We start from the raw sequence: 12,281 nt of genomic DNA, 5'->3' as shown, positions 1-12,281 counted from the left end.
GGTCCGCGAGCACACCGCGTACCACTGCAGTCACACCACTATCACAAGCAACAGCAAGAACTTACACACCGCGGAGATCATTTCCCCTGTTCGGGGGACCTGCCGGAGCGGCGTGTCCGGATGGCGCACGTCACTCCGCGTGTCGTCTTGAACGAAATACAGGACACGCGTACTGTTTGCGGCGACGGACGAGGTGTGCCCTCCCGGTTCCGGTTCTACGGTGGGGGTGCGCAAGACTCGCCTGGGTCGACCCGACGACCCGGAGAACGACACCGAACTGACCCGGGAGGACACGCCGGCGGCGGCGTGGAATCCATGCCACTGGAGTTAGACGTGACTGCACCTAGCAAGGACAGCTTCGGCGCCAAAGACACCTTGCAGGTGGAAGAGAACTCGTACGAGATCTTCCGCCTGGACAAGGTCGAAGGCGCCGCCCGGCTGCCCTACAGCCTGAAGATCCTCCTCGAGAACCTGCTGCGCACCGAGGACGGCGCGAACATCACCGCCGACCACATCCGCGCGCTCGGCGGCTGGGATCCGAACGCGGACCCGTCGATCGAGATCCAGTTCACGCCCGCCCGGGTGATCATGCAGGACTTCACCGGCGTGCCCTGCGTGGTCGACCTGGCCACCATGCGCGAGGCCGTGACCGCCCTCGGCGGCGACCCGGACAAGGTCAACCCGCTCGCCCCGGCCGAGATGGTCATCGACCACTCGGTGATCATCGACGTGTTCGGCCGCGCGGACGCCTTCGAGCGCAACGTGGAGATCGAATACGAGCGCAACCGCGAGCGCTACCAGTTCCTGCGCTGGGGCCAGGGCGCCTTCGACGAGTTCAAGGTCGTCCCGCCGGGCACCGGCATCGTGCACCAGGTCAACATCGAGCACCTGGCCCGCACGGTGATGGCCCGGAACGGCCAGGCTTACCCCGACTCCTGCGTCGGCACCGACTCCCACACCACCATGGTCAACGGCCTCGGCGTGCTGGGCTGGGGCGTCGGCGGCATCGAGGCCGAGGCGGCCATGCTGGGCCAGCCGGTCTCCATGCTGATCCCGCGCGTCGTCGGCTTCAAGCTGACCGGCGAGATCCCGGCCGGCGTCACCGCGACCGACGTCGTCCTCACGATCACCGAGATGCTGCGCCGCCACGGCGTGGTCGGCAAGTTCGTCGAGTTCTACGGCGAGAGCGTCGCCCAGGTGCCGCTGGCCAACCGCGCCACCATCGGCAACATGAGCCCGGAGTTCGGCTCCACCGCGGCGATCTTCCCGATCGACGACGAGACCGTCCGCTACCTCAAGCTCACCGGCCGTTCGGCCGAGCAGGTCGCGCTGGTCGAGGCGTACGCCAAGGAGCAGGGCCTCTGGCACGACCCGTCGCACGAGGCGCAGTACTCCGAGTACCTCGAGCTGGACCTGTCGACGGTCGTCCCGTCGATCGCCGGCCCGAAGCGCCCGCAGGACCGCATCGAGCTGACCGACGCGAAGTCCTCGTTCCGCAAATCGGTGCACGACTACGCCGAGGACGAGCAGCCCACCCCGCACACCAACGTCGACGAGACCGTCGAGGAGACCTTCCCGGCCTCCGACCCGGCCGCGCTGTCGTTCAAGGACGAGACCGCCGTGCCGGTGCAGTCCGCGGCGAACGGGGCCACCGGGCGGCCGACCAAGCCGGTCAAGGTGTCCACCGCCGACCGCGGCGAGTTCATCCTCGACCACGGCGCCGTGGTGATCGCCTCGATCACCTCGTGCACCAACACCTCCAACCCGTCGGTCATGCTGGGCGCGGCGCTGCTCGCGCGCAACGCGGTCGACAAGGGCCTGTCGGTCAAGCCGTGGGTCAAGACGTCGATGGCCCCGGGCTCGCAGGTCGTCACCGACTACTACACCAAGGCCGGCCTCTGGCCGTACCTGGAGAAGCTGGGCTACCACCTGGTCGGCTACGGCTGCACCACCTGCATCGGCAACTCCGGCCCGCTCTCGGACGAGATCTCCGCCGCGATCCAGGAGAACGACCTCACCGCGGTCTCGGTGCTCTCGGGCAACCGGAACTTCGAGGGCCGGATCAACCCGGACGTCAAGATGAACTACCTGGCCTCGCCGCCGCTGGTCATCGCCTACGCGCTGGCCGGGACGATGGACTTCGACTTCGCGACCCAGCCGCTGGGCCAGGACACCGACGGCAACGACGTGTTCCTGAAGGACATCTGGCCCTCGGCGCAGGAGATCCAGGAGACCATCGACTACGCGATCACGCAGGAGATGTTCACCAAGGACTACGCCGACGTCTTCGACGGCGGCGAGCGCTGGAAGTCGCTGCCCACCCCGGAGGGCAAGACCTTCGAGTGGGACGCCGAGTCCACCTACGTCCGGAAGCCCCCGTACTTCGACGGCATGGCCGCCGAACCCGCTCCGGTGCAGGACATCTCCGGCGCCCGGGTGCTGGCGAAGCTGGGCGACTCGGTCACCACCGACCACATCTCCCCCGCCGGCGCCATCAAGGCGGGCACCCCGGCCGCGCAGTACCTGGTCGAGCACGGCATCGAGCGCAAGGACTTCAACTCCTACGGCTCGCGCCGCGGCAACCACGAGGTCATGATCCGCGGCACCTTCGCGAACATCCGGCTGCGCAACCAGCTGCTGGACGACGTGCAGGGCGGCTACACCCGCGACTTCACCCAGGAAGGCGCGCCGCAGGCGTTCATCTACGACGCGGCCCAGAACTACGCGGCGGCGGGCACCCCGCTGGTCGTGCTGGGCGGCAAGGAGTACGGCTCCGGCTCCTCGCGCGACTGGGCGGCGAAGGGCACCTCGCTGCTGGGCGTGCGCGCGGTCATCACCGAGTCGTTCGAGCGCATCCACCGGTCCAACCTGATCGGCATGGGCGTCATCCCGCTGCAGTTCCCGGCGGGCGAGTCGGCGTCGTCGCTGAAGCTGGACGGCACCGAGACGTTCGACATCGAGGGCATCACGAAGCTGAACGAGGGCGAGACGCCGCGGACGGTGCACGTGACCGCCACCAAGGAAGACGGCTCGAAGGTGGAGTTCGACGCGGTCGTCCGCATCGACACCCCGGGCGAGGCGGACTACTACCGCAACGGCGGCATCCTGCAGTACGTGCTGCGGAAGATGACGCAGTCCTGACGGTCTGAACCGCTCCGAAGCCCGCTTCCGCGTTCGCGCGGGGGCGGGCTTCGGCGTTTCCGCGCTATGCTCGGCGGTGGGTCTTTTCCGACGGGGGGCGCGGAATGACGATCGGCACGGTCAGTCTCGGCGACGGCGAACTCGCTTACGAGGAACGAGGTTCCGGCCGTCCGGTGGTGTTCCTGCACGCGGGCGCGATGACCCGCGCGATGTGGGACGTGCAGTTCGCGCGGTTCGCCGAACGCTTTCGCGTGATCCGGTACGACGGACGCGGCCACGGCGGTTCGTCCAGGCCGGAATCCGCGTTCTCCCACTACGAAGACACCGAAAAACTGCTCGACGCTCTCGATGTCGGCCAACCGGTGCTGGTCGGCTGTTCGTTCGGCAGCCGGGTGTTCGCCGACTTCGCGCTCGCGCATCCGGATCGCGTCCGCGCGCTGGTCCTCTCCTCCCCCGGGCTCAGCGGGATGGAGTTCCGCGATCCGTACATCCTGGGCCTCGAACAGGAGATGGCTTCGGCGACCAGCCGCGAGCAGGTGGTCGAATGCCTGCTCCGGTCGTGGGTCGACGGCCCGCACCGGAGGGCGGATCAGGTCGATCCGGCGGTGCGGGAGGCGTGCCGTGCGATGGTGTGGGACAACATCGCGCGCGAGCACTCCGCGCCGGTGACCGCCGAGGAACTCCGCGCGGTCGACCGGGTCGCCGAGATCCGCGCCCGCACGCTCGTGATCACCGGCGACCTGGATTCCTCCGACATCCTGCGGAACGCCGAACTGCTCGACCGCGAAGCACCCGGCACGCGCTGGATCCGCGTGCCGGATGCCGGGCACCCGGTCAACCTCGAACAACCGGGCCTCTTCGGCGATCTGCTCGACGAATTCCTGCGCGGCTAGCCGATCACCGCGCCCGTCTTCGGGTCCAGTTTCAGCGGTTTCGCCTTGGGGTGCGAGAAATCGAACATCCCGGTCAACGGAGCCGCCATCACGTCGAACGACCCGCCGCCGATGCGGCCCAGGTGCCAGTTGTCCTCGATGAATCGCAGCACCGACGTCTGGTCGGTCATCGTGTGGTCGACGTGATTCACCTTGCTGTACGGAGAAATCACCAGCAGCGGCAGCCGCGGGCCGTACCCGCAGCGGTCCGCGAACCCGCCCAGCTTCACCGGCTTCGACGTGCACACCGAAGCGTCCTGCGCCGAGTCGTGCGAGCCGTTGAGGATCTTCGGCGCGACGTGGTCGTACCAGCCGTCCGAATCGTCATACGCCAGCACGATCGCGGTGTTCTTCCACTGCGGCGACGCCTGGATCCGGTTGATCTCGTCGGCCACGAAAGCCTGCTCGTCCAACGGATCCGAGTAGCCCGCGTGCCCGTCCTGGTACTCCGGCGCCTTCAGGAAGCTCACCGCGGGCATCGTGCCCGCGGCGAGGGCGTCGTTGAAGTCGCGGACGTCGTACTGGTGGTTCGCCTGGTCGTGCTGGCCCACGGCGTGCAGCGAGGTCGGCGGAAGGTGCTTCCGGTTCGCGGTCGACTGGTAGTACTGGAACGGTTGGTGGTGCGGGCTGTAGTCGACGGACGCCTGGCCGCCGACGTTCGGGTGCTTCGTCCCGCAGACGGCGTACCCGTTCGCCTCGCCGGTGGGCCGGAAGCCGCCTTCGAACCAGCCCCAGGTGACGCCGCGCGCGTTCAGCAGGTCGCCGACGTTGCGGCCCTGGAACGCGCCCAAGTTGTCCTTCGCGGTGTGGTTCTTGTCCGAACAGTCGTCGAACGCCGGATCCGGGTCGGTGATCATCGTGCCGACGCCGCGGGAATCCGGGGAAGCCGCGGTGTGCGGGTCGACCTTAGGCTCGCCGGTGACCGAATCCACCGGCTGCAGGCCGTGCGTCTGTCCGGAGACGAGGTTGATCGCGCCGGGGCTGGACGGGCCGAAGACGGTGTTGAAGGAGTTGTCGTTCAGGGCGTAGTGCTGGGCGTAGTTCCACATCGCGGTGACGGTGTTGCCGTCGAAGTAGTTCATCACCAGGCCGGGCTCGCCGAACAGCACGGGCTGGCCGGTGCACTTGTCCTTCTCGGTGTACTCGACGAACTTGTCCATCTTGCCGCCGTTGAACGCGGCCTGTTCCTTCTTGTAGTCGTGCGCCTGGTCGCAGGTGAGCGCCTGGTCCGGGCTGAGGCGCTTCGGGTTGTAGGCGTTCGGGTTGTGCTGCAGCAGGTCCGGGGTGAGGCCGTTGACCTTCGGGGTGCCGGGCGCGGCGTGGAACGGGGTGCCGTTTTCGTTGGTGGCGTTCGGATACGTGCCGAAGTAGTGGTCGAAGGAGATGTTCTCGCCGAAGATCACCACGACGTGCTTGATCGGCGTGGAAGTCGTGAACGTCTCCGCGGCGATCGCGTGCGCCGGCGCCGAGGTCGACGCCGAGCTGCTCGCGCACGCCGCGGCCAGCGCCGCGGTCGCCGCCAGCGCGGCCGCCGCGGTGGCCCGCTTCCTGGTCCGCTTCACTGCAGAACTCCTTCCGCTCAGCCCAGCATTGCCCGGCCGTAGTGGTCGGCCGGATCCGTCACGCCCGGGAACAGGTGGAAATACCCACCTCCGAACGGCGAGACGTAGTCGGTGAGCGGCTCGCCGGCGAGCCGCTTCTGCACGGCCTCGAACTGCTGCTCGAGGTCGCGCTGGTAACAGGCGAAGACGAGACCCATGTCGAGGTTGCCGTTGGCATCGACACCGCGGTCGTAGTTGACCGCGCGGCGCAGGATCCGCTGTCCGTCCGTCTGCGGCGTGCGCGGGTTCGCGAGCCGGATGTGGCTGGTCAGCGGGATGACGGTGCCGATCGGGTCCTCGGCGTAGCGCGGAACGTCCTGCTCGGCCGCGCCGTCGAGCGGGGCGCCGGTGTCGCGGCGGCGGCCGATCATGTTCTCCTGCTCCGACAGCGACACCCGGTCCCAGAATTCGACCAGCATCCGGATGAGCCGGACGACCTGGTAGCTGCCGCCGTCGTCCGTCCACACGAGACTGTCCGCTTCGGACGGTCCCGGATTCGCGGTGCCGTCCTTGAACCCGAGCAGGTTGCGCGGCGTCCCGGCCGGACGCGGAGGCGAGCTGAACCCGTCGATCTTCCAGCGCAGCTGCATCCCGCCCCGGGTCGCGCGGGCGATGTCGCGCAACGCGTGCAGCACGGTGTCCGGTTCGGCCGCGTTGAGCACGAGACTCAGATCTCCGTGGCACCACTGCGGATCGAGCGCGTCGTCCGGGAACATCGGCATCTGCTTGAGCTTCGGCGGTTTGCGCGCGGCGAGCCCGTACCGGTCGTCGAACAGCGACGCTCCCGCGCCGACGAGCACTGACAGCTGATCCTTCGGAACTTCCGGGCCGAGGACGCCGGAATCCGCGGGCGGCCCGGTGATGCCGACCGACGCGGGAGCGCCGCCGCTGGTGAGGAACCGCGCGCGGGCGGTGAGTTCTTTGAGCAGCGCGGTGAGTTCAGTGCGATTCTCCGCGACGACGTCGAACGCAGCGACGACCGAATGTCTCGCGGGTTCCGCCAGCACGGCGGTCTGGCGGGGACCGTGGAACGGCACCGCTCCCCCGGCTGCCGTCGCGCTTCCGGACAGGCCGATCAGGCCCGCGCCCGCACCCGCGGCGGCCGCTCCGCGCAGGAACGCGCGCCGCCCCAGGGTCACGAGGTCCTCCTCGGCTCCGCGATCGCCGCGACCGGAGCCAGGCGTTCGGTCAGCTCGGAGACGTCGGCGTTGATCCGCAGCCGCTGCTTCCGGTCGAGGGCGGACAACGGTTTTCCGGCGACTGCTTGGAGATCGCGATCAGTGCGGGCGATCCACGCGTCAAGGTCCTTCAGACCGGGGAACCGCGTGGTCAGCAGCGGACGCAGCACGTCGAGCACCGCGCGGGTTCCGGCGAGGTTCGCGCCCGCGGTCGCGAGGTTCGAGCCGCTGCCGTAGTCGGTGCGGCCGGTCAGCTCGAACTGAAGGGTGTTCTCCATGATCTCGTGCGCGCGCAGGCCGAGGTCGTTCTGGTCGATCTGGGCGTCGGCGAACGACGAGCGCAGTTTCTGGACGGCTTGGCCGAGCTGGTCGGCGACCGGGCTCAAAGCGGGCATCGATTCGTTGTGCCACAGGCCGTTCTCGAGCCGGTGGAATCCGGTGAAGCCCGGGTCGGCGGTTCCGGACGGCAGCCCGGCAGTCGTGCCGTTGATCGCCCCGTCCGAATCGCCGAAGGCGTTGTAGGCGGCGCCGAGCCGTTCGTACGTGAGGTGCGCGGTGAGCCAGGCTTGTTGCGCCGCACCGCGATTCCCCGAACGGACGGCCTGCGCCAGCGCGGCGGTCTGGCCGGTGAGCGTGCCGAGGCCGTCGGCGACATACGCGTGATACTGCTTGAGCGGCCCGAGCAGATCGGCGTTGGTCACCGGCACCACCGCCGGTCCGGGCCGGTCCGCGCCGCCGGTGACCTGGACCGCCGGGCCGACGAACGGCGTGCCGTCTTCAGGCGCGCAACGCAGGGCGTACGCGCCGTTGGCGAAGTTCACCGGCAACGCGCGCGTCGTGCCCGGGCCGACGCCTTCCAGTTCCCCGAAGACCGTGCCGGTGGCCGGGTCGACGAGGTCGATTTCCATCGTGACGGCGGCGTCGTTGCGGACCTGGAGGGTCTGCGGCCCGGCCGGCGGCGCGGTCCAGCCGTCGCCGCAGGCCGAGCGCGAAACCTGGACCGGACCGGGCTGGGCGGGCGAGCCCGAGCAGCCGGTGAGCACCGCGGTCCCGACAAGGACCGCCGTCCACCTGGCCGCGCCGAACCCGCCCGCCCAGCGCCGCACGTCAACTCCCCTCAGGTGAACTTCTGGCGGACACTTTCACCGATCCGCCGACCGCTGACAAGAGGGTTGTGCCGTTATGCCCGGTTCCGGGCCGAAGATCAACCGATCAGCCCTTCGCGGGCGAAGTGAAGGGCTGCCGGTCCGGCTGGAACACCTGGCCCTCGGCGGGCACCTTCAGGTCGATCAGGTACGCGGCGGTCGCATCGTCCACGCCGCGCGCTTTGCCGAGGATGCAGTGGCCGAACGCGTCGACCGACAGCAGCCGGGAGTTGCCCAGCTCCTCGGCCATCCGCCGGCCGAACCGGTACCGCGTGGCCGGGTCGTAGAAGTTGCTGACCACCAGCACCGGCGTCGCGGTGTTCGCGCGCCACGGCCCGCGGTACGGGTCGGACGTCTTCGCGGCAGGCCACACCGGGCAGGCGGCGATGTCGGAGAACACCTGGTAGCGGCCGAACGTCGGCGATTCCCGATCCGCCTTGCCCGCGATGCCCGGCACCTGCTCCTGCTTGATCCGCATCGGCTTGTCCGCGCAGTTCACCGCGAAATACGAGTCGTCGCCGGCGTACGGGCTGTCCGGGGCGAGGTCGAGCAGACCGCCGCGGCCCGCGGACAGGGCGCCCTTGCGCGCGGACTGGGCCTGCAGCGACGGGTGCAGCGCCGAGTACGCCTGCTGCAAGCCCTCGGCCAGCTCGCCGAACGAATCCGGCGAATACATCGCGCTCGACGCCGCGCCGATCAGCGTGCCCAGGTCCACCTTCTGGCCGCCGGGCAGCGTGATCGGGTCGGTGCGCACGTGCTCGCGCAGCTCGTCGAACTTCGCCCGCGGGTCGCCGGCGCTGAACGCGCATTTGTCGCCGGCCTGTGCGCAGCGCTTGAGGAAACCGTCGAGCGCGATCTCGAAGCCCTGCGCCCGCGCCAGGTCGTAGGTGACGCCGTCGTTGGTGCGCAGCTGCGGGTCGACGTTCCCGTCGATCACGATCGCCCGCGTCTGCTTCGGGAACATCGCGGCGTAGGTGGATCCGACGAGGGTGCCGTAGGAGAACCCGGTGTAGGTCAGCTGCTGGTCGCCGACCGCGGCGCGCAGCTGGTCGAGGTCGCGCACGACGTCGCGGGTGGACATGTGGTCCAGCAGCGCGCCCGCGTTGCGGCGGCAGAACTGGCCGTAGTCGCGGTACCCGGCGAGCGTGCCGGAGATTTCCTTGCGCGACAACGGAACCGGCAGCAGCTGGCTCTGGACGTCCTGGGCGTCCTCGGCCGTGGTGAAGCAGCGCAGCGGGTTGCTGGCGCCGACGCCGCGCGGATCGAACCCGACGAGGTCGAAGCGGTCCATCACCTGCGGGCGGAAGTAGCGGTCGCCCGCGATCGGCATCCGGAGGCCGGACCCGCCCGGGCCGCCCGGGTTGAGGAACAGCGACCCGATCCGCTGCCCGGGAACCTTGGCGGCGCGCTTCATCAGCGCGATGTCGATGGTGCCGAGCGACTCGTCGTCGTGGTCGATCGGCACGCGGTAGCGCGAACAGCTGTACAGCTTCACTTGGTCTTCCGGGACGCCGCGCAGCTGTTCTTTGGTGCAGTCCTCCCACTTGACCGGCGCGGTGCGCGCGATTTCGGCGGGTTTGGCCGGTCGGGCCTGCGCCGCCGGGTCGGCCGGCGCCGCGACGGCAGTGCCCGCCAATCCGGTCAGCGCGGTCGCGATCGCCGCGACCAGTGCTCCGGTTCGTGCTCTTTTCGATCCGCGCACGTGGAATCTCCCCTGGTTGCGCACCCGTCTGATTACGGGGCGTCACCGAGACTGGCATAATCCGGCCAAGCCGGGCACCGGCCAAAAGGAGGAAGTGCGGGTTCGGACGAGCGACAACTCGGCTCGGGAACGGTCCTCGGCGACGGACTCGATCGGGTCGAACCGGAAGGCAGTTCGCCCCGCGCCATGACGCCCGCTGAGCCTGGGCGGTTCCGCGTCCCAGGGGGACAAGAATCGGCCCGGACGGCCTCTGCGCCCCAGCGGGACAAGAGTGAACCCGGGCAGCCTCTGCGCCTCAGAAGGACAAGAGCGGACCCGCTCCGCGCCCCAGGGAGACACGACCCGGGAAGCGTCCAAGCGACGTGGCCCGTATCCCCGGAGCGGTCAGCAGCGGGACAGCACGAACACCGGGAAGTCCCGCCGCGCCTCGTCCCGTTCCATTTGGTAGCCCGGCCAGAATTCGAGCAGTTCCGCCCACATCCGGTCGTACTCCGCGCCTTCCAGCTCCCGCGCCTTGACCTCGATCTCGCGCCCGCGCAGCGCGACCGTCGCCTTCGGGTTCTCGCGGAGGTTGTGCGTCCACGCCGGATTCTGCGGGCGGCCCCAGTTGGAACCGGTGAGCACGAACTCGCTGCCGTGCGGGTAGTACAGCAAGTTCGTGCTCCTCGGCAGGCCGCTGCGCCGTCCGGTGGTGGTGAGCCGCAGCGACGGCAGGCCGGCCAGGCCCACCAGGCTGATCCGGCCGCCGAACCACCGGTGCAGCTGCCGGTCGGTCGCGATGATGGCGCGCGAGGCGCCCATCAGCCGGGGCTGGGCGCCGAGCTTGCGGGCGAGCGCCGCGAGAGGGTTACGCACGCACTGATCTTGCCAAACTCACCCCGAACCGCTGCTGTGAGTCTGTCCACCATTGTTCCAGCGCGAACCCGGCGGCGTTCAGCTCCGCCTCGACGCCGCCGGTGCGGAACTTCGCCGACACCTCGGTGCGGATGTGCTCGCCCTCGGCGAACGGCACGATCAAGTCCGCGCCGGGGATGCGCACCTCCGTCCGGCTCCGCGCGCGCAGCCGCATTTCGATCCACTCGTGATCGGCGTCCCAGTGCGCGACGTGGTCGAACTCGTCCGGGTCGAAGTCCGCGCCCAGTTCAGCGTTGATCACGCGCAGCACGTTGCGGTTGAACTCCGCGGTGACGCCTGCCGCGTCGTCGTACGCGCGCTCCAGCGTTTCCCGGTCCTTCACCAGGTCCGTGCCGAGCAGCAGCCACTCGCCTTCGCCGAGCACCTCCCGCACCGAGCGCAGGAACTCGGCGCGCTCGCCCGGGAGGAAGTTGCCGATCGTGCCGCCCAGGAACGCGACGACGCGCGGCGCGGTGCCGGGCAGCAGCCGCAGGTGCTGGGTGAAGTCGCCGACCACCCCGCGCACGTCGAGCTTCGGATAGTCCGCGGTGATCGCCGCGGCGGCCTCGGCGAGCGCGGATTCCGACACGTCCATCGGCACGAACGCCTCCAGCGTCCCGTGCGCGGTGAGCGCGTCGAGCAGCAGCCGGGTCTTCTCGCTCGACCCCGAACCCAGCTCGACGAGCGTGTGCGCGCCGGTGCTTTCGGCGATCTCGGCCGCCCGCTGCGCGAGCACCTCGCGCTCGCTGCGGGTCGGGTAGTACTCCGGCAGCGCGGTGATCTTCTCGAACAGCTTGCTGCCTTCGGCGTCGTAGAACCACTTGGGCGGCAACCACTTCTGGTCGGCCGTGAGCCCCTCGCGCACGTCCGCGCGCAGTTCGGCGGTCACGTCGCGGCGATGGCTCTCCAGGTCCGCTTCGGTCATCGGGCGGTGCTCCGTTCCAGGGTCAGAGGAAGAACGTCGACGCCGGCCGCGGTGACGCGCACGGCGTGGTGGTCGGGCACGGCGGTCCAGGCCGGGTCCGGATCGCACGGCTCGGACGCCAGCACCACGCCGGTTTCCGTGCGGCGCACGGACAACGCGTGCGTCCAGGCGGTGCCGACGAGCAGTTCGCCGTCGGTGAGCAGAAGGTTCAGCCGGGAGCCGGGAGCGACCGCCTCGACCTCGCGCACGAGGCCGGTCACCGCTTCGAGCGGCTCCTCCCCCGCGCGCAGCCGAGCCCGCAGCAAGGCCCACAGCAGCGCCGAGTCCGTCGGCGCTTCGAGCGTGAACAGCTCCGTGACGTCCAGCCGTCCGGCGAGCCCGCGCATCGAACCGGGCCAGCCGCGCACCACGCCGTTGTGGCTGAACAGCCAGCGGTCCTCCAGGAACGGCGCGGCGGCCGCCTCGGTGACCGGCGTTCCGGTGGTGCCGTTGCGCACGGCTGCGACGAACGCCGTGGTGCGCACCGAAGCGGCCAGCGCGGGCAGCGTCTGGTCGGTCCACAACGGCTCGCGGCGGCGGTAGCGCTGCGGCGGCGCGCCCGGTTCCGGGTACCAGCCGAGGCCGAAGCCGTCGGCGTTCACCGAACCGCCGCCGCGCATGTCGAGCGGCGCGTACGACTGCACGAGCAGCGCGTGCGGCGCGGCGAACATCAGCTCCGCCGGGGAGACCGGCGCGCCGAGATAGGCGAGATGACGGCACATCC

Annotated in this window: 9 protein-coding genes; 2 read left to right on the top strand and 7 right to left on the bottom strand. The window is 69.8% G+C overall.

What is annotated here, in order from left to right; all coding sequences use genetic code 11:
* Nucleotides 1–333: 333 nt before the first annotated feature.
* The gene (acnA, locus tag ACZ7OI_RS39070) at nucleotides 334–3,141 is read left to right on the top strand and encodes an aconitate hydratase AcnA (RefSeq protein ID WP_470269151.1); all 2,808 of its coding nucleotides are present in this window, start codon (nucleotides 334–336) and stop codon (nucleotides 3,139–3,141) included.
* A 104-nt stretch (nucleotides 3,142–3,245) separates the two neighbouring features.
* Nucleotides 3,246–4,034 (top strand): alpha/beta fold hydrolase, encoded by a 789-nt coding sequence (locus ACZ7OI_RS39065; protein WP_470269150.1) that lies wholly within the window; start codon nucleotides 3,246–3,248, stop codon nucleotides 4,032–4,034.
* Here ACZ7OI_RS39065 and ACZ7OI_RS39060 read toward each other — a convergent pair.
* From ACZ7OI_RS39060 to egtC, 7 genes are all read right to left on the bottom strand, one after another.
* The gene (locus ACZ7OI_RS39060) at nucleotides 4,031–5,635 is read right to left on the bottom strand and encodes a phospholipase C (RefSeq protein ID WP_470269149.1); all 1,605 of its coding nucleotides are present in this window, start codon (nucleotides 5,633–5,635) and stop codon (nucleotides 4,031–4,033) included. The two genes, ACZ7OI_RS39065 and ACZ7OI_RS39060, sit on opposite strands and share 4 nt — an antisense overlap.
* 17 nt (nucleotides 5,636–5,652) lie before the next feature.
* A complete protein-coding gene (locus ACZ7OI_RS39055) occupies nucleotides 5,653–6,813 on the bottom strand; it encodes a Dyp-type peroxidase (protein WP_470269148.1) in 1,161 nt (386 codons plus the stop codon).
* Nucleotides 6,810–7,958, bottom strand: a complete 1,149-nt coding sequence (locus ACZ7OI_RS39050; protein ID WP_470269147.1) for an EfeM/EfeO family lipoprotein — start codon at nucleotides 7,956–7,958, stop codon at nucleotides 6,810–6,812. Before ACZ7OI_RS39050 ends, ACZ7OI_RS39055 begins: the two co-directional genes overlap by 4 nt.
* A gap of 106 nt (nucleotides 7,959–8,064) precedes the next feature.
* Nucleotides 8,065–9,699 (bottom strand): alpha/beta hydrolase, encoded by a 1,635-nt coding sequence (locus ACZ7OI_RS39045; RefSeq protein ID WP_470269146.1) that lies wholly within the window; start codon nucleotides 9,697–9,699, stop codon nucleotides 8,065–8,067.
* Nucleotides 9,700–10,083: 384 nt separating this feature from the next.
* Nucleotides 10,084–10,554, bottom strand: a complete 471-nt coding sequence (locus tag ACZ7OI_RS39040) for a nitroreductase family deazaflavin-dependent oxidoreductase (protein WP_470269145.1) — start codon at nucleotides 10,552–10,554, stop codon at nucleotides 10,084–10,086.
* Entirely contained in the window at nucleotides 10,547–11,518 is a 972-nt protein-coding gene (egtD, locus tag ACZ7OI_RS39035) for an L-histidine N(alpha)-methyltransferase (RefSeq protein ID WP_470269144.1), read from the bottom strand. Before egtD ends, ACZ7OI_RS39040 begins: the two co-directional genes overlap by 8 nt.
* Entirely contained in the window at nucleotides 11,515–12,279 is a 765-nt protein-coding gene (gene egtC / locus ACZ7OI_RS39030; protein ID WP_470269143.1) for an ergothioneine biosynthesis protein EgtC, read from the bottom strand. The genes egtD and egtC overlap by 4 nt, the downstream gene beginning before the upstream one ends.
* Between the last annotated feature and the right edge of the window lie 2 nt (nucleotides 12,280–12,281).

The organism is Amycolatopsis sp. NPDC114503 (assembly GCF_055633655.1).
The sequence above is the reverse complement of the archived record's forward strand: the minus strand, read 5'-3'. Positions and strand labels throughout refer to the sequence as shown.

Excerpts from the sequence above, each read along its gene's own strand:
- ACZ7OI_RS39065 (WP_470269150.1), top strand. The coding sequence starts at position 3,246 with ATGACGATCGGCACGGTCAGTCTCGGCGACGGCGAACTCGCTTACGAG.
- egtC (WP_470269143.1), bottom strand. The coding sequence starts at position 12,279 with ATGTGCCGTCATCTCGCCTATCTCGGCGCGCCGGTCTCCCCGGCGGAG.
- egtD (WP_470269144.1), bottom strand. The coding sequence starts at position 11,518 with ATGACCGAAGCGGACCTGGAGAGCCATCGCCGCGACGTGACCGCCGAA.